Origin of the sequence: Calditerrivibrio sp. (assembly GCF_049968475.1) — a bacterium.
Classification (GTDB): Bacteria; Chrysiogenota; Deferribacteres; order Deferribacterales; family Calditerrivibrionaceae; genus Calditerrivibrio; species Calditerrivibrio nitroreducens_A.
This window is the reverse complement of record NZ_JBMFQS010000001.1, coordinates 362,373-383,599: the sequence shown is the minus strand read 5'-3', so window position 1 is coordinate 383,599 and position 21,227 is coordinate 362,373. Positions and strand designations below refer to the sequence as shown.

Genomic DNA, 21,227 nt, shown 5'->3' with positions numbered 1-21,227 from the left:
GGGGATAAATGAAAATAGGAATTGCACTCGGAAGTGGCGCCGCAAGAGGGCTTGCCCATATAGGACTTTTAAAGGCTTTTGAAGACAGTAAGATTAAACCATACGCCATCACCGGTAGCAGTATGGGGGCATTGATTGGGGGAGTTTATGCATCAGGATATCCTATTGACAAAATCGAAGAATTCTATTTACAGCTTGATCTATCCGTTTTTAAAAGATTTGTTGATATAAAGGTATCTTCGGCAGGCTTGATTGGAGGTGAAAAACTTGAAGAACTAATAGCCTCCACTATTAAACAAAGAAATATTGAAGAGCTTGACGTAAAGTTCAAATGTGTGGCAACTGATCTTTTGACAGGTCTTGAGATAGTCTTTGATAAAGGTGATCTTGTGAAGGCAATAAGAGCAAGCATATCATTCCCTGCTGTTTTTGTCCCTGTTTACTATGAAAAGATGTTTTTAGTGGATGGAGGGATAAAAAACCCTGTTCCCGTAAATATTTTACCTGAAGAATGTGATATTAAGTTTGCCATAAATGTAGGCCCATCTGTGATAAAAGAGCAATTAGTCCAAAAATATTATCTGGATAATAGTTTTAAAAAATATAAAGATACCAATTCTCTCATGGAAAAATTTCAGAGCTTCATAAATGGATATTTCAAAAATTTCGTATTAGATGATTCCATAAAGTATCCAAGCATGCTGGAAACAATTGTACAAGCCATTGCCATACTTCAGGAAAATGCTTATATTAATAAATTAAAAGAGGCAAAAGGTAATGTCATAGAGGTATCCCCTGATTTGAGCAACTTTAAACTAACCGACTTCACAAAAGCAAAAGAGATTATCAACATTGGATACCTGGAAGGAATAAAAATCATAAAAGAGTATTTAAGCTAAAAATTATTAAAGGGTGGATTAAACCACCCCTTAAATTTAAGCTGCAACAAGATTTATAGAGCTTCTAATTCTAAATTTTTGAATTAATATCACCAATACAAATAGGGCTACCCCCAGAGCATAAAAATAATATCTATAATCTGGACTTAAATTAAGCAAAGTTGTGGCTATTTTTGGATTAAAGCATATAAGGGAAGCCGCAAGTAAAAGAGGCATTTCATACCACTTATTTTTTGTAATAAGCCATCCCTGAAGTAGACTTGCAAAAGCAAAACCACCAATCACAGACATAGCGAATATAAAGAGAGCAAAACTCCAGGAGTTTATCCCGTGTAATATCAGATCGGGATTGAAAATGAACATAAAAGGGATTATAAAGGTTCTCAAATGATATATAAAACCCTGCAAACCTGTTTCGATAGGGTTTGATCCAGCAAGTGCAGCAGCAGCATAAGAAGCTAGACCAACCGGAGGGGTATCGTCCGCCAGCATTCCAAAATAGAAACAAAACATATGGGCAGCCATTAGTGGCACCATAAAACCATAGTTACCACCAAGTTCTACAATAACCGGCGCAATAAGGGAAGCCATAACGATATACGTAGCAGTGGTGGGTAAACCCATCCCTAAAATTAAGCTTGCAAAAGCAGTCACAAAAACCAGAATATAGATATTACCCTGGGATACTGACTCCACAATCTGAGTCAACATGCCCCCAACCCCAAGAGTAACGATACCCACAATTATACCTGCTGAAGCACACGCCAGAGCCACAGATATCATATTTTTTGATCCATTTACAAATCCATCTATTAGATCTATAGAAAACCTCTTAATGGCAAGAAAATAGCTTTCTCTGTTTTTATGGGCATTTACTAAATGTTTCAAGAGCATTATTAAAACTAAAAATATGATGGCCCTGAATGCAGACATTTCAGGAGAATGTCTCAATATTACAAGTTCATATAATAGTATAAAAATAGGTAAAAGATATATAAAACCTTTTTTTAATGTTTCCATAAACTTAGGTGTTTCTTCCGGTGCTAACCCTTTTATACCAAGCTTTGATGCTTCAAGATGACTCACAAAAAATAGAGCAAAATATGATGTAAAAGCAGGAATAGCAGCAGCTTTGATTACTTCAATATAAGGAACTCCCACATATTCACCTATTATAAAAGCCGCAGCTCCCATTACAGGTGGCATTATCTGACCATCTATACTTGCAGCCACTTCAGTAGCCGCTGCCTTCTTGGCAGGATACCCCACTTTTTTCATAAGAGGTATTGTAAACGTACCAGTAGTAACAACATTGGCTATACTGGATCCGGATACAAGCCCTGTGAGGCCACTGGAGACTATAGCAGCCTTTGCTGGACCCCCTTTATACTTCCCAAAAACAGAAAGAGCAAGGTCTATAAAAAACTTACCGGCACCAGCTTTTTCAAGTATTGCCCCCAGTAAAACAAAATAAAACACAACACCAGCCGAAACCCCCAGAGGTATACCAAATATCCCCTCTGTGGATAGATAGATCTGATTCATAAATTTCGTCATAGAAACATTTTTAAGAGCAAGAAAATCAGGCATCTTGGAACCATACAAAACATATAGACTGAAAAGAATCACTATCACAGGCATAGCAATTCCGATGACTCTCCTGGTGGCCTCCAAAATAAACAAAATTGCAAATATTCCAAAAAGAATGTCCTTATCTGAAGGTAAGCCTGCCCTTTCCGTAAGCTCTTTGAAATTAAACACCGTATACATTACTGAATAGAAACCTAATGTAGCAAATATATAGTCCAAAAGGGGTATACGATCCCTTACTGATAAGAAACTAAAAAACCCCTTTATTTTTTTCCTTTTTAGAAACGGCATACACAAAAATGCAAGAATAATTGCAAAAGTTAGATGGATGGCTCTAATACGGGCACTATCAAGGACGATAAAAGTTAATAACCCAAATTGAAATACAACCCAACCAATAGCAACAAGACTTATAATGATTTTCTCAAATTTTCTTGGCTCTCTTAAACTTCCTGTATCCTCTTTAACCAATTCTTCAAGGTCAATATTAGAAGTAGCTGACATTATATCCTCTCCAAAAAGATTTCATTATAATTAAAGTAAAAAAGGGGGGATTAGCCCCCCAAACATTTTATTTTATTTTATTTCATCTTATTTTATTAATCCTTTCTCTTTGAAATATTTTAAAGCACCTGGATGAAATGGAGCTACATTTACGTTCACCATATCTTCAAGATCAAGACCACTAAGAGCTGGATGGAGTTTTTTGAATTCCTGGATATTTTCCACAACTTCTTTAGTAATGGCATAAACCACATCAGCAGGCACGTCTGTACTTGTCACAAGAAGAGCTTGAATACCTATTGATGGTACTTTTCCATCCTTTGCATTTGCAGCATTCGGATAGAGTGACACAGGGATATACCCTTTTGAATAGTATGGCAATTCCTTTATAAGCTTTTCTACTGGTGTACCTATTATAGGAACTATTTTAACTTTTATTCTTCCAGAAGTTGCTTCACTCACACTACCATTGGGATGACCAACGGTATAGAAAAATGCATCAAGTCTTTCATCCTGTATGAGACCAGCAGATTCCACAGGCTTTATATATTCAGCTTTTAAATCTGATTCTTTCAAACCAAAAACCTTAAGAAGGTCTCTGGAGTTTTCAAGCTGACCTGATCCTACCCCACCTAAATTGACCCTTTTACCTTTTAAATCCGGAATACCATTGATACCGCTATTTACAGAAGCTACAAGCGTTACAAACTCATTATGAAGTCCAAAAACAACCGCAAGCTTCTTTTGGGAGCCTTTATCCTTCCATGCCCCCTGTCCATGGTAAGCCTGATATGTAAGATCAGCCTGAGCAATACCAAATTCCAAATCTCCAGAAAGAACAGAGTTAATATTATAAACCGAACCACCTGTCGATTCCACAGTTGCCTTGATATTATAGTGTGCTTTTTTAGCATTCACCAGTCTTGCGATAGCACCACCCACAGGGTAATAAACACCTGTTACACCACCTGTACCTATTGTTACAAATGTTTGCTTGGCAGCAAAAATGGATCCTGAAAAAAGAAAACTGAAAGCCATCATCATAACTAAAATTTTCTTCATAGCTATTACCTCCTTTTTTTTGATTTTAATAAAGTAAATGAAAAAAGTCAACAAAAATTAATCAGAGAAGAACATACTTATCAAAAAATATTATACACTAGTGTGTTACAAAAGAAAATAAGTTAACAAAATTTAATATGACTAAACTAATCTTTTTTTTGATATTTTATTTTATATATGCTATAATTGAATAAACGAGGGTTAGATGGATAAGGTAAAGTTTGAATATTATGCAAATTTATTAAACCTTGGATATAATTTCTCATTTGACGATGTAAAAAAGAGTTATTTAAAATTGGTGAAAGAGTATCATCCGGATAAACATATTAGCCTCGGCCAAGAGGCTTACCAGAATGCTTTGGAAAAGTTTCAAGAAATTAAAGAGGCTTATGAATACATAACCAACAACTACGAGATATATTTTAAAAAAGATGATTCCATAACCAGTTATAATGAAGAAACTAATCTTGAATCTTATTACCTAAACGGTATCCATTATTTCAAAAAAGGTGATATCAACTCTGCATTAAACTGTTTTCTTATTTGTCATAGAAAACAGGAAGATAATCCAAAATATATAAGAGGCATAATAAGGTGTCTTTTTACGAAGAATAGAAGATGGATGGAGGCTCTTGAGTACTGCCAAAAATTGATCAAGGTAGAGTCTTTGAGGAATGAGAATCTGTTTTTGATAGGAAAATGTTACTATTTATTAAAGGATAATGAAAAGGCATTATTTTATTTAAAAAAAGCAAAAGAGATGGGGTATAATCTGGAAGACATAGACAACATCATAGACGAACTTGAACCTAAATCGATTGTAAAAAAAATGTTATCAATGTTTAAAAAATCATAATCATAGATTATTTTCATTGTAAAATTTATAAAATATGTTAATCTAGTTAGTATGGATAAAAATATCTTAAATCAAAACATTGCTGTCATCGATCTTGGAAGCAACAGTCTTAGAATGCAAATTGCAACAGTTTTTGAAAAAAGCTATAAAATCGTATGTGAATACAAAGATCTTATTCGAATAGGGGATGACCTCTTTCAAAATGGAAAACTTACAAAAAACTCCATTTCAAAATTGAACAGATCCTTTATGGAAATTAAGACACTTATGGATTCATATAATGTTGTAAGTTACAGAGCTGTTGCCACTGCCACACTGAGATCCTCTCCTAATGGTGGAAAAATCATAGAGGATATCCACCAGAAAAGCGGCATAAAAGTGGAAATAATTGATGGAGAAGATGAGGCGAAGCTTTCTTTTTTAGGTGTAAAGAGCTGCTTTAATCTCAAAAAATACAACTCCCTTATCACCGATATAGGTGGCGGAAGTTCTGAGTTTATTCTATCTGAAAAAGGTGAAATAAAAAGCATAATGACAAAAAAATTAGGTGGGGCAAGAATTAAGCACAATTTTTTAAAAAACGATCCACCAGAATTTGAAGAGGTGGAAACATTAAAACACTTCATAAGGAAAGAATTGTCAGATCTAAGTGAATATGATGTGGATGTGATCATCTGTACCGGTGGTACATCAAACAATCTCTCCACCGTTGCATATCTGCGGGAAAAAAAAGATCACACTTCCCAGATAAAATACACAACAAGAGATTTTTTAAGATCCTTTATAAATGAAATCAAAAGAAAAAAGATATCCTCCATTTCTAAGATAAAGGGTGTGGAGGAAAAAAGAGCCGATCTTTTGCTACCAATTGCCATCCAGATTGATCAGATATTAGAGCTCACCGGAAGATCCGGATTCTATACATTTTCTGGAGGATTGCGAACCGGCTTGATTATAGATACTTTAAACAGATATGGTATCCATCTACCATTTCAAACCTTAGAGATCGATGTAAACCAGGCAAGATTGATAGAAATAGGCAACAAATTCCATTTCAACGAGGAGCATGCATTGAAAGTGTCACAACTTGCAGTTATAATCTTTGACAAACTTCACACTCTGTTGGGTATTCAAAAAGAGTTCAAAGAGATTTTACATGCCGCTGCAGTTCTCCACGACATTGGCAATTTCATATCTCTATCAAAACATCATCTTCATAGTGAATATTTGATATTAAACACAGATCTAACAGGCTTCAACAGCTATGAGAGAGCCATCATAAGTCAGATCGCCAGATACCACCGAAAAAGATTTCCCAAAAAAACTGATCCATTATACAGTCTGGTAAAGAAAAAAGATATCGAAGTCACCCTTAAATTAGCCGCTATCCTGAGAGTCGCTGACGCTCTTGATAGAACTCATAAAGGTAAAGTTGAAGATATTCAGATTGAGATTATCGAAGATAACATAATATTTAAGCCCATCCATCAGGGTGATATTTCAATGGAAAAAAGCAACTTTGATGAAAAAAAAGACTTTCTTGAAAAATACACAGGTTTTAAGGTGACAATTGTATGAAAAGCTCTCTATACGCAGTTATTAATGTTGGTGCAAGTGCTGTCAGGATGCAAATCAGTGAATTTGTAAATGGAAAAGAAACGTTATTAGAATATTTAGTTTCCCCTCTAAGATTAGGTAGAGATACCTTTTCAAAAGGCTATATTACCCTTGAGAGTCTCAACAAAGCTGTGGATATTATGAAAAAATTTGCCGATAAACTTACGGAATACGATTTGTGGAAAAACTACAAAGCCATATGCACCAGTGGGGTAAGAGATGCCGATAATAAATATTTTTTTATAGACAGAATCAAAACTAAAACCGGCATTGAGCTAAATATAATTGATGAATTAGAAGAATTATACGTAAAATACTTAGCCATTAAAAACGACATCAAAGATTTCAAAAAGTTCGAAGAAGAAGGGGTTTTGCTACTAAATTTCTCCAGCGGTAATGTTGGAATAAACATTTTTAAAAATGGAATAAACCTTTTTTCATCCGTCCTCCCCTATGGAAGTCTCCGCATTGCGGAATATGTAAAAAATATTAAAAATGAATTAAAACACAGAGCCTTTGATATCTATGCTGAAAAGCTTACAAACCAGATCAAACAATATTGTAAAGGGATAAACGAAATAAAATATCTAATAGGCTCCGGAAGTTCCATAAACCTATTAACAGAGGTAACGTATCCCAAAAGCAACACCATAAAAAAGAGTGATCTGGAAAAACTATACAACAAAGTGAAATTTTTAGAACCAGCTGCCATATCACAAGAATTAAAGGTAAGTGATTACAACGGTGAGATATTTCTCCCCACTGTCAGGCTATACCTATCGATTATGAATATGCTTGGAACAAAAGAGATGATATTCAGTAAACAGACATTCCCCCACCAACTTCTACTTTACTACTCAAAAAAGATAAAAGAAAATAACCTACAAAAAAAAATAATTAAGAACCTTCTCCATTTCGGTAAAAAGTACAACTTAGATGAAAAACATGCCAAACAGGTATCTAATTTTTCATTAAAGCTTTTTGATGCACTGGAGGATCTTCATTCCCTTGGTAATAAAGAAAAATTCATATTAGAAGCAGCCTCTTTGCTCCATGACATAGGATATTATATCGATATACACAACCACCATGAGCATTCATCCTATATAATAAGCTCTTTTAAAATGCCCGGGTATGATAAAAATGCTATGCGGATAATTTCAGTTATTTCATATCTCCACAGGGGGAAAAAAGTAAAATCAGATCATATATTCAACCAATTATCCCCAGATGATCAACTGGTGATTAAAAAAATTGTAGCGATTCTTAAGATTGCTGACGCCCTTGATGCAAGCCACATGCAGATCGTTCAGGATATAAATGTCTCTGTCAGTGATAATGTGATAAAGATCACTGCCATTTCTAAGGATATCCCTTATATAGAGGAAAAGGTTTTCAATCGTAAAAATAGAGACTTCCTTGAAATTTTTGGTATTCCAATTCTTTTCGAGGCAAAGATAGGTTATGAATAATAAATTTTTCAACAGAGAACTAAGCTGGCTTGCCTTCAACGAACGAGTCTTATTGGAAGCAACAGATCCCAATCTCCCCCTGTTGGAAAAATTGAAATTCATAGGGATATTTTCATCCAATCTGGATGAATTCTTCATGATCAGGGTGGCTGGTTTGATAGATCAGATGAAATCTGGATACAACAAGAGGGACCTCTCCGGATTAACACCTTCGGATCAATTATCAAAAATCCGTGAAAAGGTACTTGCACTGATAAAAAAACAATCCGACATTTTTTCAGAGATTTTAACAAAATTAAACAAAGAAAAGGTATTTTTCAATTTAGACTATGACCTCTTCCCCATTGATAGTATTTTCTTTAATGAAATTCTACCCGTGATCACTCCAATCACAATAAGTCCCGCTAACCCCTTCCCTTTTATACATAATCTTAATATTAATATCTTTTCAACTGTAAAAAAAGATGGGAAAATTTTTCATTCTATAATCATTATACCTGGATCCTTAAAAAGATTCTTTATATTCCAACAGGGGGAAAGCTATTATATCTTTTTAACTGAAACTATTATTCAAAGGTTTCTAAAATTTATATATCCAAACTTTGAAATTGTAGAATCTTTTTTATTCAGAATTACAAGAAATGCTGACCTTAACTTCCATAGTGAAGAGGTGGAAGATCTATACAAAGAGATACAAAATTCACTTATAAAAAGGGCTGTTGGTTCACCCGTAAGGATGGAAGTCCTGGGTAGATTTCAAAAAGAATCGATATCGATGCTGATGGAAGAATTTGAATTGAATGAGGATGGACTCTACGAAGTGAATGAAATCATAGATTATAAGTTCCTTATAAATATAGACATACCGATGGATAAACACAGATATCCCGGAATTAAAAAAAGTAGTCTTAATTTAAATGAAAAAAAATTTATTTTTAACTACATAAAAAACAATGATATCCTCCTTTTCAGACCCTACAATGATCTTACTTTTGTAAGCCAGATGGTTTCAGAAGCGGCTGACGACCCAGATGTAATAGCAATTAAAATGACTCTTTACAGAGCCAACAAAGATTCATCCATCATAAAATCGTTAGAAAAAGCCGCCCTAGCTGGAAAACATGTATGTGTGGTGATTGAATTAAAGGCAAGGTTTGACGAAGAAAAGAACCTTGAATGGGCAAAGAAACTTGAACATGCAGGTTGTATTGTCTCCTACGGATTTGTAGATCTTAAAATACACGCCAAAGCTTTACTCATAGTAAAAAAAGAGAAAGGGAAAATTGTAAGATATACTCATCTTTCCACAGGGAATTACAATGAGCTTACAGCCAATCTATACACAGATATAGATTTTATTACATCTAATGACGCCATAGGCTCTGACGTTGTAAACCTTTTCAATTTTATAATGAGCTATTCGGATCCGCTCGGGTGGAATGAACTTATCGTAGCACCAATCTATCTCAGGGAAAAACTTTACAACCTCATAGACAACGAAATTGAAAATGCAAAAAAAGGTAGCCCCGCAAGAATAATTGTAAAGTTAAATTCTTTGTACGATGAAGCTCTGACACTAAAGCTTTATGAAGCATCCGCCGCAGGTGTGCAGATAGATCTGATCATAAGAGGTATATGCTCCCTCGTACCTGGTGTAAAAGGGTTGAGCGAAAATATTAAAGTAAAAAGTATAATCGGAAGATTTCTTGAACACCCGAGAGTTCTTTATTTTCATAACAAAGGGAGCTATAAAATATTTCTCTCAACAGCCGACTGGATGATTAGAAATTTAGACAAAAGAGTAGAAGTACTTTTTGAAATAAAAAATCATAAATTAAAAGAAAAATTATATGATTATCTCCAATTGAATTTAAAAGATAACCAGAAATCCTGGATTCTGAGCCAAAACGGTATCTACAAAAAACAGATTGCTAAATCAGATAGATTAAACCTACAGGAAGAGATGCAGAAGCTAACATTTATACTTTAGAGATATAGTAAACTAATAGATAAAAAAATAAAAATATCATCACCCAGAGGAGCGAATCTCCTACCCGGATGTTTGTTTTTACAGATCTTATATTCCTGAGCTTTTCTAAGTTTTCCTGATATTTATCCTTATCATCCTCAAACACTTTATAATAAATTAAATTGTAAAGCACTTTTGTTAGACCAGAAGGATTTGATAGTAGCATAGATAGTTTTTGAGTTGCTTTCACAAAAATAAATTCTTTAAAACTCTGTCCATATTTTACAATATATTTATCTATAAATTTGACCATGTAAGTGGCACCCTTTCTATAAAACCAATCTGTATCAAGTGTAATAGTCTCAGTCCGTTTTAACATTGGAAGCATAAAAAAGAACGCTGCAGCAGAAAACATAAGTATCTGCATCTGTAGTAACACATGTGATGGGGTGTATGGTACATAATCAACGGGATATGGTAAGATTTTATACAAAATATCCGGATATATCCCTAAAAAGATGCATAAAAAGCTCACAAACCCCATGGCCAAAAGCATATTAAAAGGAGCTTCTTTAGGCCTTAAACCGGAGTCTTTATGGAAAAATACGAAATAGGGGAATTTAATTCCCGCATGCAAAAATACTCCGGCAGAAGCCAGCAAAAGTATGTGATAAATAATGGATTTATGTTCTTGTACGGATGCAGCAATTATCAATGACTTAGTTGTAAACCCACTTGTGAGGGGAAAAGAAGAGATGGCCGCCGCACCAACACAGCTAAAAAGTAGAGTTAGAGGCATTGTTTTATAAAGTCCTCCCAATTGTGATGTTTTGCTTATACCTGTTCTGAATAACACTGCCCCCGCCCCCATCATTAAAAGAGCTTTGTAAAGTATGTGTGCAAAAGCATGAGCAGCAGCACCATTTATAGCCATCTGAGTACCAAGTCCTACCCCAGTTATCATAAAACCCACCTGGTTTATAATGCTGTAGGACAATACTCTCCTCATATCATTTTCTAATATGGCATAAATTATTCCATAAACCGTCATGATAGCACCGGCATACATAAGAATAGATTCCCCCGGAAATCCCCTGGCCAACACATAAACGGCAGTTTTACTGGTGAATGCACTTAAAAAAACTGTGCCTGTTACTGTAGACTCTGGATAGGAATCTGATAACCACGCGGAAAATGGTGGTATCGCTGCATTTATGGCAAAACCCAACATTATAAGAAGAGTGGCAAGATTATTCAAACCGATGTATCCAAAATCAAGTTTACCTGTCTGATAAAAATATAATACTATGCCTGCAAAAAGTAATTGCCCTCCAAATGCATGCACCAAAAGATATCTGAAGCCAGCCCCCTTAGCAGCTTCTGTTTTACGTCCAAAGATTATCATAGTGGAAAATATGGCCATCAATTCCCAGAATATAAACAAGGTTAAAAGATTCCCAGCAAATATAACCCCATAGGAACTACCTACATACAATGTTGTCCAAACATTTTCTTTGTGATCATCATTATGATAAGCAAAAATAGCCCCAGAAAAGGCCATAATTGCGAATATATAGCCCCAGACTTTACTCAGTTTGTCAATGAAAACTCCCTTAAGCTCAAGTCCCAAAAAATTATAGTAGTATGATACACCTTCCGGTGCATTCAAAACTGAGAAAAATGCCACAACAGGTATCATGATAAATAGATACTTATGCACTCTCCCTCTAGAATGTAAAAGCAACAGAGCACCCACAAAAAATATCGAAAACGCCGGGAGATTAAATATCATATTTACCCCTATCGTAGTAATCCTCTGGTTTTTGAAGCCATAATTTACCCAAAAACTTAGACACGATAACTATTAACACACATGAAAAAAAACCATATAATGCATAGGCTCCAAAAAGATTTTCCCAACCGTAATGGGGATGCTTCTCCACAAAAATATCGAGTATCACAAGTAAAAATAACAAAAAATAGAAACACCTTTGTAATATTTTTATATTTTCCTCTTTATCAAAAAAATCAAACTCCTTCTTCATCTTCCACCTCCATGTAAATCTACAGTGTTGACGGCAAGTTGCAAAAATATATCAGGATAAAAAAATAGAACAATTGTTAATATAGCCGTTAACAACATTGGTACTACCATAAAAGGAGATGCTTCTTCATTATGTCCATCTTCTTCAGCTTTATTAAAATATGCTCTGATAAATATCGGAACGAAATAACCAGCATTCAACAGAGCACTCACCAACAACACTATCAGAATCCATAAATTTCCACTTTCCACACCACCGTTTGCGATATACCATTTACTGACAAATCCACCCATTGGAGGAAAACCGATCATTGAAATGGCACCTATTGTAAAAGCAAACATCGTAAGAGGCATACTTTTGGCAATACCATTCAGTTCACTTACCTTAGTTTTATGGGAAGCAACATAAATAGCTCCTGCCCAGAAGAAAAGTGTAATCTTGGCAAAACCATGGGCAACAATGTGCATAATGGAACCTATGACAGCTTTATCGGATAAAAGAGAAACCGCCAGTACTATGTATGAAAGCTGACTGATTGTGGAATAGGCAAGCCTTGACTTTATATTGTCCTGCCTCAAAGCCACCATTGATGCAACAATAATCGTAAAAGCAGCCAAAATTGAAACAACTTCTGAATAAGAAAAGTTCTTTAAAAAATCTACCCCAAAAATATGTAGAAAAACTCTAATTACAACGAATACTCCTGTTTTAACAACCGCCACCGCATGCAGCAAAGCACTTACAGGTGTAGGAGCCACCATTGCGGAAGGCAACCATAGATGAAATGGCATTACTGCGGCTTTTGCTGAACCAAATACAAACATCAAAAGAACAGATGTAATCACAAGCTTACCGCCAATGTAATTTGTAAATAACCCCAATGACGAAAATTCCAGACTTCCAGTCTTGAGATACACATATATCATTGCTGGCATAAAAAATAGAACCGATGTTATAAGTAGATAAGCAAGATACCTATGAGCACCTTCTATAGCTTCTTTAGTTTGCTTATGTGCCACAAGAGGGTAGGTGGAAAAGGTGATTATTTCATAAAAAATGTATAGCGTTAATAAATTACCTGAAAAAGCCGCCCCAACTGTCGCTGACATGGATAATGCAAAAAAAGCATAAAATCGAGTTTGATTTTTCTCACCCCCATCCCTCATGTATCCAATAGAATAAAATGTTGTCAGAATCCACAAAAATGATGCCATAAGAGCAAAGAATATTCCAAGAGTATCCACCTTAAACTTAATAGACAAGCCTGGAAAAAACTCAACAATTTGATATTCTATTATTTTCCCATCCTTCACCAGGAAGTAGATATTTACTATGATCAAAAATTTTATGACGGCTGCCAAAATGGAGAAAAACTCCCTCAAGTTGGGTCTTTTATCATTTAAAACGATAGGGATAATAGCTATAAGCGATACCAATACAGCATAAACCGGAAGGGATGATGATACTTTATCGATCATTTTCCTATCTCCATCAGAATCTTAGACACCTTCTCCAGATAATCGATCACCTGATATGGATAAACACCAAAAATAAATGTAGCAAATGCTAATGCATACGTTGGTATCATAAGTGACAGCGGCTCTTTAAGTCTTTCTATGTTACCTTCAGGTTTATAGAAAAAGATATTATCAACTACACGCCAGAAATAGATGGCTGTAAGTAATGAGCTTAATAAAATACCCACCGCACCCACAATCTTACCTGTCTCTAGAGCCCCTTTCACCAGATACCATTTGCTAATAAATCCTGCCGTTGTGGGGATACCTATCATTCCGAGAGCAAAAATTAAAAAGGCAAATGATGTAAAAGGCATCTTTTTATAAAGACCTTTCAAATCTACAATTTTTACAGTAGTCATGTTGTAAAAAATGACACCCACAACTAAAAACAACCCACCCTTTAATATAGCATGGGTCATAAAATGGTACAATCCACCTATCATACCAGCAGAAGATTGCATAGTGGCACCCATTACAATATACCCTATCTGCCCCACCGATGAGTAGGCAAGCATTTTTTTGATATTATCCTGCCCTATTGCCAAAAAAGATCCTGATATAACCGCAGCTATTGACATATAAAAAAGGATATCCATCACTGGCAAAACTTTTATATCAAAACTTGTGGTAAACACAGAATACATAAATCTAACCATTACATAAGCCATTACCTTTGTACTTGTGGCTGACATCAGTGCGCTCACAGGGGAAGGGGAATCGGCATAAGCCCCCGGAAGCCAGCTATGAAGAGGAAAAAGAGCCATCTTCATACTCAATCCAACAAAAATAAAAGCAGCACCAACCATAACAATTTTCGAATCATACATAGGTACAAGTCTCTGCTGCATATCAAGCAGATTCAAGGTACCTGTGGCCATATAAAGATAACCTATCCCCAATACCACAAATGAGGCACCGATCGTACCTAAGACTAAATAATTGAAGCTTGACACGTAAGACTCTTTTTTCCCACCGATTGCAATTAGAGCATAGGCGGTAATGGAAGCTATCTCCATAAAAACGTATATGTTAAAGAGGTCCCCTGTTATCGTTATCCCCAAAAGACCAGTCATAAACAAAGTGGTGACGGCATAGAAGATGTGAGATTTCTCTTTTGGTATCTCCTTTATCACAACTTTAGGAAAATAAAAACTCATAACTGCAAAGATTAAAGACAAAACCAATATACAAAAAGCATTAAACATATCGACATGGTATTCAATACCAATAGGTGCAGCCCAATTACCAAAAAAATATCTAATTGCCCCCTCATTATAAACTTTCAGAATCAGGTGATATGAAAAAATAGCAGTCAAAATCGCCACCAATTGAAAAATATATGAAACCAGCTTTCTATTGAAAATTCCCACCAATACCATTATCATTGAGCTTACTAAGGGTACCACAATGACAAGCGCCGGAAGATTGAGATTGTAATTAAAACTCATTTTCTTCTCTATCCTTTACAGATCTCTGATTATAATTTACAATTTCATCCTCTTCAACAGTACCATAAAATTCGTTGATTTTAATAATGATAGAAAGAGCAACCGCTGTAACGGCAACCCCCACAACTATAGCAGTAAGCATCAAAACATGTGGTAACGGATTGTCATATCTAATAACATTTTCAGAGTATATCGGAGCAGATCCATCTTTGACCTTGGATATAGATATGTAAAATAGAATTATAGAGGTTGACAATATATTAAGACCCACAACTTTTTTGAAAAGATTGCCATTTACAATCGTAGTATAAAGACCTATCAACATCAGGATAATAGCAATAATGTAGTTGTATTTGCCCACAATAAAATTGATAATATCAACCATCTTTTTTTCCCACTTCAAAGAAGAGTAACAACATAACACTAAAAACCGTTATGAAAACACCTATTTCTATTAAAAGTAATCCGATGGAATTACCTGTTTTCATATCCAACCCAGGCAGTTTTGCATACTCAAGATATGTTCCCCCATTAAACATCGAAACATACCCCACCAATGTGTATATCATCACACCGATTGCAGTAAATGCCAAAAGCATATTTCTGCTTATTCTCCTATAAAACTCTTCCTTTCCAAAAACCATGGAATACAGAATCCATCCGGCGGCAAAAATTACTCCTCCCTGAAAACCTCCTCCAGGACTTATCTCCCCATGAGCAAGGACATACAAAGAAAAGATAAGTATAAATGGAACCATAATCCTGGTGGCCATCACCAAAACGATATGTCTTTTCATTTCGACTCTCTCCCCAAGATCATATATACACAAAGTCCTGCTATGAAAATTACCGTTGTTTCACCATTTGTATCATATCCTCTGTAGCTACCTAAAATTGCTGTAACAATATTAGGTGCCCCCGTTTCCCTAAAAGTCCTTTCAATATAATCTGGTATAAGATATCTGTTTGTCACCCAGCCTGGATCCCCGAAATTTGGCATATCCTGTGTGGCGAGTAGTAAAAGATATCCCGTGATAAATATAACTGTTAAAGCAATTATCTTTCTATCTTTAGTAATCTGATTTTTTTCCACTCTATCGATTTTAGATAAAACCGCCAGGAGCAGTACTGTACTTACTCCAGCACCAACGGCAACCTCTGTAAAGGCAACATCCACGGCATTCAAAGTAGTCCACAAAACTGCAACAAAAAAGGAATAAGCACTTAAGGAAATCGTAGAATTCAGTAAATCCTTAAAATAAACAGATAAAAATGCCGAAATAATTAGAAATGTCAAAAAAAGTATATCAATTATCACTGTCATACTTTTTTCTCCACCATGGTACTCCCATACGATAAGCAGCCTGGGCAAGGGCATGAGTTGCTGTAGGATTTGCTATGAATACAAAAGCCAATATAAACAAAAGTTTAACAGAGATAAGAGAAAACCCCTTATACAAAATAAGACCAAGAAGTATTAAAATCTGACCAAGAGTATCTGTCTTACCTGCTGCATGTATCCTTGTATAAAAAACAGGCATCCTAATGAGTCCTAATGATGAAATGAATATCAAAATCGACCCAGTTATCAACAATACACCTGTAACAACTATCAATCCAGCCTCCCTTTCTCCTTTAGCTTTAAAATGGCGATTGTACCAACAAAATTTATCAAAACATAAGCAAGAGAAATATCCACAAACTCAGGCCTATCGTATAGAAAGTCTATAAGTACAAGTAAAACAACCACTTTTGTTCCTATAAGATTTACGGTCAATACCCTATCAAAAAAAGTAGGACCTTTTATCAGCCTGTACAAACTAAAAAATGATGCCAACAAAATTATAACCATGCTAATTTTCAACACTATAGATATTTTTCAATTTCCAAAATCTTTTTCTCCATCTCACCACCACTTAATCCCTCGGCAAATTGAGGTCCAAGCGCATGAACAAAAAAATGATCCCTATCTGCAAATATTGTAACTGTACCAGGTGTCAGTGTGATAGAATTAGCAAGTAAAGTAATACCGATATCCGACTTGACCATCGGCTCAAATTCCACCATACTGGGGTCTATATCAAGTTTTGGCTTTATCAATATCTTAAACACCTCAATATTAGCAAGGACTATCTGCCAAAATAACCAAGGAACATATAAAAATATTTTGAAAATAAGTTTTATATTTACCTTTTCCGGGAAAAAAAGATCTTTGGTTAGAGAAGAAACGATAATGCTTGAAATTATTGCCAGAACAATCAGAATAGGTGTAAACTCTCCTGAGAGTAAAAACCAGTATCCAAGAAGTATAACTAATGTAGCAAAAAATCTCATTTCTACACCTTCAAACAATGTTTTATATTGTATATAATGATTAAATTAACATGTCAAGATATTTATTAAAAGTTAGATCTAATGTAACCTATTGCTAAAAAGTAGTAACACTCAGAAAATTTCACATATGAAATATTTTTTAATTTTATTTTAACCAGCTTATAATAAAATCAACCCTTCTGAAACCTAAATAAATTTAACTAATTCTTATTTTAACAAATAGTATCTTACATAAATATAAATTGAAGATACAATAACCGTCAATAACATCGTGGGCATGCCATATTTTAAAAATTTCAAGAATGTAATCTTCTCTCCAGCCTTGTTGGCGATACCCACAACTATGACATTGGCTGAAGCACCTATCATAGTGCCGTTTCCCCCAAGACATGCTCCTAATGCAAGGGACCACCATAAAGGTAAAAGTTCTGGATGGTGCAATAGGGCGACCCCTTTTTCATCTGGCCATAATTGGGCAGCCATATTTATGATCAATGGATTCATTGTGGCCACATAAGGGATATTGTCAATAAATGCAGAGGCAAAAGCCGAAAACCAAATGATTAACATGCTCGTTGCCATAAGATTTCCCTGAGTAATTTCGAGTATTTTGATAGATATTAATTTTATAAGTCCAACTTTCACAACACCACCAATGATAATAAAGAGCCCAATGAAAAAGAATATGGTAGACCATTCAATCTCACTAAAAATATGTTGAGGATCGTGAATCCCAGCTAATAATAAAAGTAATCCTGCTCCAAATAATGCTATAGTGGCAGGTTCATAATGCAAGATACCATGTATTACAAACCCTAACAGTACAAGCCCAAGAACAAATAACGATTTACTAAGTAGTACAGGATCTTTTATCGCTTTGCTCTCATCCATAGATAAAATTCTCTGTTTTTTCTCATCACTTATCTTCAATTTTTCTTTAAATACAAACTTTAATATAAAAAGAAAGATGATCATAGTTATCAACACAACAGGAGTAAGGTGTATCAAGAAATCCACAAAACTCAATTTAGCCTTTGACCCTATCATGATATTAGGTGGGTCACCTATGAGAGTAGCTGTACCACCTATGTTAGAAGAGAGGGCCTCCACAATAAGAAAAGGTATTGGTGAAATCTCTAATGCATTAGCAATTAAAAGTGATACAGGTGCAATCAATAACACTGTGGTAACATTATCCAGAAAAGCACTCAGTACAGACGTAACCACAGCAAAAATTAACATAATTTTAATTGGATCACCCTTACCAAACTTAGCACTTTTTATGGCAATATATTCAAAAAAACCTGTAGGCTTCATAATATTTATTATTATCATCATAGAAATCAGAAGAAAAATCACATTCCAGTCAACTCCAAGCTCTTCAAAATAAAAAGCCTCTTTTTGGTCTACAAGATGTAGTATTATCATCAAACTTGCACCAAAAATTGATACTATCGTTTTATTGATCTTTTCTGAAATTATTATTATGTATGTAATAATTAATATGGCTGTTGCTGCCCAAAACTTAATATTTATCACCACATCCGTCTGTATTTCCATTCAATCACCCCAAAATATTATTTATCACAACATTATACAAATCCCTGATTAAAATAATTCCTACAACTTTTCCTTTTTCAACCACAGGTAGTCTCTGCAAATTATATTTTACAAGCTTTTCAGCACATTCCATTAAAGAGTCATCTGGTTCCGCAAATATTAAATTTTTATTCATTATATCTTTGACTTTTTTATTACACATTCTGGAAGCCATATTCAAAAGCATCCCCTCCCATGTAAAATCACTCAAAAGAGGGTTTATATAAAAAGTATAACTGATCTTAAAACATCTTCCATAGAAAGAGTTCCCACAACTTTATCTCCACTCATCACCAGCATCCCTTTCACACCAACCGTTCCATCATTCTTCCAATAAAAGTTCATAAACTCCACTGCTTCCTTTAACCACATTTCCGGATCTAATGCTATTCCATTAAATGGTGACATTATATCTTTAGCTTTCATATTACCTAATTAACTATGTTATTTCATTCTTTTATATCATAATAATTAAAAAGTCAAGTGATAATGTTAATTATCTATTTTTTTTGTTTTGATAACATCGATAAACCTTTCGCAATTTTCCTGACCCGGGCAATTTCCAATTTCACATGGGTCTATATGGATAATTACATCAAGATCAGATATCTTCTCCTTTAAATCCTTTTCTATAAAGTCAGCAATATGATGAGCATCATTTAAACTCATATTTTTACACAAGGTTATATGCATATCCACAAACTTTGTTTTTCCAGAACTTCTTGTCCTCATTTTATGATAATCTACAAAGCTGTTATCATAATCTTTAAGTATATCTCTAATTTTTGTTTGATCTTCCTCAGACATCTCTCTATCCAATAAAATGGATGAGACGTCGCGGGCAAGATCAAATGCAGAATATATTATATATACGGATATTAAAGACGAAACTATGAAATCTATCTGATAAAACCCGGTATATCTTACTAAAAATAATGTCACTAAAACACCAGTATTTGTAATAAGATCTATCTCATAGTGCATAGCATCGGTAAGTATTATTGTAGAATTATATTTTTTAGCATAATATCTTAGAGAAATTGTTAAAAGAAGGGTCATAAACATAGAGAACAACATTATGTATATTCCGGTATTAAGGTCCGTCAAATCTTTTTTATCTATTAATCCCATAATAGACCTATAAAACAAATAAACACCTGTAGCCATAATAATAAGAGCCTGAACAAAAGCAGCAAGCGACTCAAACTTACCATGGCCATAGGGGTGTGCTTTGTCTGGAGGCTCCTCCGAGGCTTTTAGTGCAAAATAATTTACTCCAGATGCAACTATATCAAGGATAGAATCGAGTGCAGAAGATAAAATAGCCATAGACCCTGTATACAAAGCCACAATCAGTTTAGATAAGGCAAGAATGGCGGCCATAGTTATCGAGAGTATTGGGATTTTAGTTTTTTTGATCATCTTCAGCCACCGATGCAAAATTAAACCAATTATCGAATAGACCTATGAATGCTATTGCAATAATAATATACGGATGTATCAAAAGAAGTATCAAAATAATTACTCTAAGCCAGATTAATTTTTTCCTTGTCAAAATTATCGAAATGAGGTTACTACCCTGTATAAAAAAAAGATATGTAAATATAATGAATGTATTATAAGATATTGCTTTAATCTCCAGCCTATCGCTCAAAAATGTGAAGCCACCTAATATAAGTAACCAAACCATATGGAAAGGCACCCTGAACACCTCAGAAAACCTCCCAAGCTTAAAAAGTATCGCCCTTTTGGCTATTAATGTCATAAACGAAATATATACATAACTTACTGCAGGGATGATATAGAGTATTATAGATGCAAATTCCTCTTTACGTTTTATTAGCTGCTCCGGATTTATATTGACTTCACTATTAGGAATATTTTTCAAAGAATTTATAACTATATCTAAATTGCCTAATATATATTTGTAAAAGCTCTCCCGAATCTCCCCCACAAACAATAAAATAAAAACTGTAACTATAAATGCAGGTAATGGTGCGAAAATCACAGGTTCAAGCTTTATTTTATTTTTAATATATCTAAAATAGATAGATATAGCCGGAATTCCAGCCATTAGAAAAATATTAATTGCCACCTTGTAACTGTATATCGACAGAATGAAAAATGATATCATAAAAATTAAGAACTTCTTTTTGTCGGATAAGGTGTTATCTGAATCATAAAAAAATAATACAAAAAACAGAGGGATAAATAGATTTACCAAAAACGCTAACTGAGGATACAACAGATTCAAAGAGTAAAGCAGATAAGAAAAAACGAGATAAACGATACTTTTCATAATAAGAAAAAGG

The 21,227-nt window shown here is 34.5% G+C and carries 22 protein-coding genes; 5 read left to right on the top strand and 17 right to left on the bottom strand.

Going from position 1 to position 21,227, the window contains the following annotated elements; all coding sequences use genetic code 11:
- The first annotated feature begins 8 nt into the window (after nucleotides 1-8).
- Nucleotides 9-899, top strand: coding sequence for a patatin-like phospholipase family protein (locus tag ACP5Q2_RS01930; RefSeq protein ID WP_428096644.1), 891 nt, complete (start codon nucleotides 9-11; stop codon nucleotides 897-899).
- Between the two features lie 36 nt (nucleotides 900-935).
- On the opposite strand, the gene ACP5Q2_RS01925 is transcribed toward ACP5Q2_RS01930, so the two are convergent.
- A complete protein-coding gene (locus tag ACP5Q2_RS01925) occupies nucleotides 936-2,993 on the bottom strand; it encodes a TRAP transporter permease (protein WP_428096641.1) in 2,058 nt (685 codons plus the stop codon).
- 87 nt (nucleotides 2,994-3,080) lie between these two features.
- Nucleotides 3,081-4,055 carry a TAXI family TRAP transporter solute-binding subunit gene (locus ACP5Q2_RS01920; protein ID WP_428096638.1) on the bottom strand — a complete coding sequence of 325 codons (975 nt, stop codon included), beginning with the start codon at nucleotides 4,053-4,055 and terminating at the stop codon, nucleotides 3,081-3,083.
- 205 nt (nucleotides 4,056-4,260) lie between these two features.
- Here ACP5Q2_RS01920 and ACP5Q2_RS01915 point away from each other — a divergent pair, with 205 nt between their 5' ends.
- From ACP5Q2_RS01915 to ppk1, 4 genes are read left to right on the top strand one after another with little or no spacing between them, the layout of a single operon-like run.
- Nucleotides 4,261-4,911: a J domain-containing protein gene (locus tag ACP5Q2_RS01915; protein WP_424604874.1), complete on the top strand. Its 651-nt coding sequence runs from the start codon at nucleotides 4,261-4,263 to the stop codon at nucleotides 4,909-4,911.
- 51 nt (nucleotides 4,912-4,962) lie between these two features.
- Complete coding sequence (locus tag ACP5Q2_RS01910; RefSeq protein WP_428096635.1) at nucleotides 4,963-6,489, top strand: HD domain-containing protein; 1,527 nt, start codon at nucleotides 4,963-4,965, stop codon at nucleotides 6,487-6,489.
- Complete coding sequence (locus ACP5Q2_RS01905; RefSeq protein WP_428096633.1) at nucleotides 6,486-8,000, top strand: HD domain-containing protein; 1,515 nt, start codon at nucleotides 6,486-6,488, stop codon at nucleotides 7,998-8,000. Before ACP5Q2_RS01910 ends, ACP5Q2_RS01905 begins: the two co-directional genes overlap by 4 nt.
- Complete coding sequence (gene ppk1, locus ACP5Q2_RS01900) at nucleotides 7,993-9,990, top strand: polyphosphate kinase 1 (RefSeq protein ID WP_428096630.1); 1,998 nt, start codon at nucleotides 7,993-7,995, stop codon at nucleotides 9,988-9,990. The genes ACP5Q2_RS01905 and ppk1 overlap by 8 nt, the downstream gene beginning before the upstream one ends.
- On the opposite strand, the gene ACP5Q2_RS01895 is transcribed toward ppk1, so the two are convergent.
- From ACP5Q2_RS01895 to ACP5Q2_RS01825, 15 genes are all read right to left on the bottom strand, one after another.
- Nucleotides 9,980-11,761 (bottom strand): Na(+)/H(+) antiporter subunit D, encoded by a 1,782-nt coding sequence (locus tag ACP5Q2_RS01895; protein WP_428096628.1) that lies wholly within the window; start codon nucleotides 11,759-11,761, stop codon nucleotides 9,980-9,982. The two genes, ppk1 and ACP5Q2_RS01895, sit on opposite strands and share 11 nt — an antisense overlap.
- Nucleotides 11,751-12,014, bottom strand: a complete 264-nt coding sequence (locus ACP5Q2_RS01890; protein WP_424604869.1) for a hypothetical protein — start codon at nucleotides 12,012-12,014, stop codon at nucleotides 11,751-11,753. The genes ACP5Q2_RS01895 and ACP5Q2_RS01890 overlap by 11 nt, the downstream gene beginning before the upstream one ends.
- Nucleotides 12,011-13,492, bottom strand: a complete 1,482-nt coding sequence (locus ACP5Q2_RS01885; RefSeq protein WP_428096625.1) for a monovalent cation/H+ antiporter subunit D family protein — start codon at nucleotides 13,490-13,492, stop codon at nucleotides 12,011-12,013. The genes ACP5Q2_RS01890 and ACP5Q2_RS01885 overlap by 4 nt, the downstream gene beginning before the upstream one ends.
- On the bottom strand, nucleotides 13,489-14,982 hold the full coding sequence (locus ACP5Q2_RS01880) for a monovalent cation/H+ antiporter subunit D family protein (RefSeq protein WP_424604867.1): 1,494 nt from the start codon (nucleotides 14,980-14,982) through the stop codon (nucleotides 13,489-13,491). Before ACP5Q2_RS01880 ends, ACP5Q2_RS01885 begins: the two co-directional genes overlap by 4 nt.
- The gene (locus ACP5Q2_RS01875; protein ID WP_424604866.1) at nucleotides 14,972-15,367 is read right to left on the bottom strand and encodes a cation:proton antiporter subunit C; all 396 of its coding nucleotides are present in this window, start codon (nucleotides 15,365-15,367) and stop codon (nucleotides 14,972-14,974) included. Before ACP5Q2_RS01875 ends, ACP5Q2_RS01880 begins: the two co-directional genes overlap by 11 nt.
- Nucleotides 15,360-15,779, bottom strand: coding sequence for a Na(+)/H(+) antiporter subunit B (locus ACP5Q2_RS01870; protein ID WP_424604865.1), 420 nt, complete (start codon nucleotides 15,777-15,779; stop codon nucleotides 15,360-15,362). The genes ACP5Q2_RS01875 and ACP5Q2_RS01870 overlap by 8 nt, the downstream gene beginning before the upstream one ends.
- Nucleotides 15,776-16,306, bottom strand: coding sequence for a DUF4040 domain-containing protein (locus tag ACP5Q2_RS01865; RefSeq protein ID WP_424604864.1), 531 nt, complete (start codon nucleotides 16,304-16,306; stop codon nucleotides 15,776-15,778). The genes ACP5Q2_RS01870 and ACP5Q2_RS01865 overlap by 4 nt, the downstream gene beginning before the upstream one ends.
- Nucleotides 16,290-16,598 (bottom strand): monovalent cation/H(+) antiporter subunit G, encoded by a 309-nt coding sequence (gene mnhG, locus ACP5Q2_RS01860; protein ID WP_428096621.1) that lies wholly within the window; start codon nucleotides 16,596-16,598, stop codon nucleotides 16,290-16,292. Before mnhG ends, ACP5Q2_RS01865 begins: the two co-directional genes overlap by 17 nt.
- Entirely contained in the window at nucleotides 16,595-16,834 is a 240-nt protein-coding gene (locus ACP5Q2_RS01855; protein ID WP_428096618.1) for a monovalent cation/H+ antiporter complex subunit F, read from the bottom strand. Before ACP5Q2_RS01855 ends, mnhG begins: the two co-directional genes overlap by 4 nt.
- A gap of 14 nt (nucleotides 16,835-16,848) precedes the next feature.
- Entirely contained in the window at nucleotides 16,849-17,316 is a 468-nt protein-coding gene (locus ACP5Q2_RS01850) for a Na+/H+ antiporter subunit E (RefSeq protein ID WP_428096615.1), read from the bottom strand.
- Between the two features lie 207 nt (nucleotides 17,317-17,523).
- Entirely contained in the window at nucleotides 17,524-18,876 is a 1,353-nt protein-coding gene (locus ACP5Q2_RS01845; RefSeq protein WP_428096612.1) for an ArsB/NhaD family transporter, read from the bottom strand.
- Nucleotides 18,877-18,880: 4 nt separating this feature from the next.
- On the bottom strand, nucleotides 18,881-19,090 hold the full coding sequence (locus tag ACP5Q2_RS01840) for a CBS domain-containing protein (protein ID WP_428096609.1): 210 nt from the start codon (nucleotides 19,088-19,090) through the stop codon (nucleotides 18,881-18,883).
- Between the two features lie 44 nt (nucleotides 19,091-19,134).
- Nucleotides 19,135-19,341 (bottom strand): hypothetical protein, encoded by a 207-nt coding sequence (locus tag ACP5Q2_RS01835; RefSeq protein WP_428096606.1) that lies wholly within the window; start codon nucleotides 19,339-19,341, stop codon nucleotides 19,135-19,137.
- A gap of 66 nt (nucleotides 19,342-19,407) precedes the next feature.
- Entirely contained in the window at nucleotides 19,408-20,337 is a 930-nt protein-coding gene (locus tag ACP5Q2_RS01830; protein WP_428096604.1) for a cation diffusion facilitator family transporter, read from the bottom strand.
- On the bottom strand, nucleotides 20,321-21,214 hold the full coding sequence (locus tag ACP5Q2_RS01825; protein ID WP_428096601.1) for a DUF2232 domain-containing protein: 894 nt from the start codon (nucleotides 21,212-21,214) through the stop codon (nucleotides 20,321-20,323). Before ACP5Q2_RS01825 ends, ACP5Q2_RS01830 begins: the two co-directional genes overlap by 17 nt.
- Nucleotides 21,215-21,227: the final 13 nt, after the last annotated feature.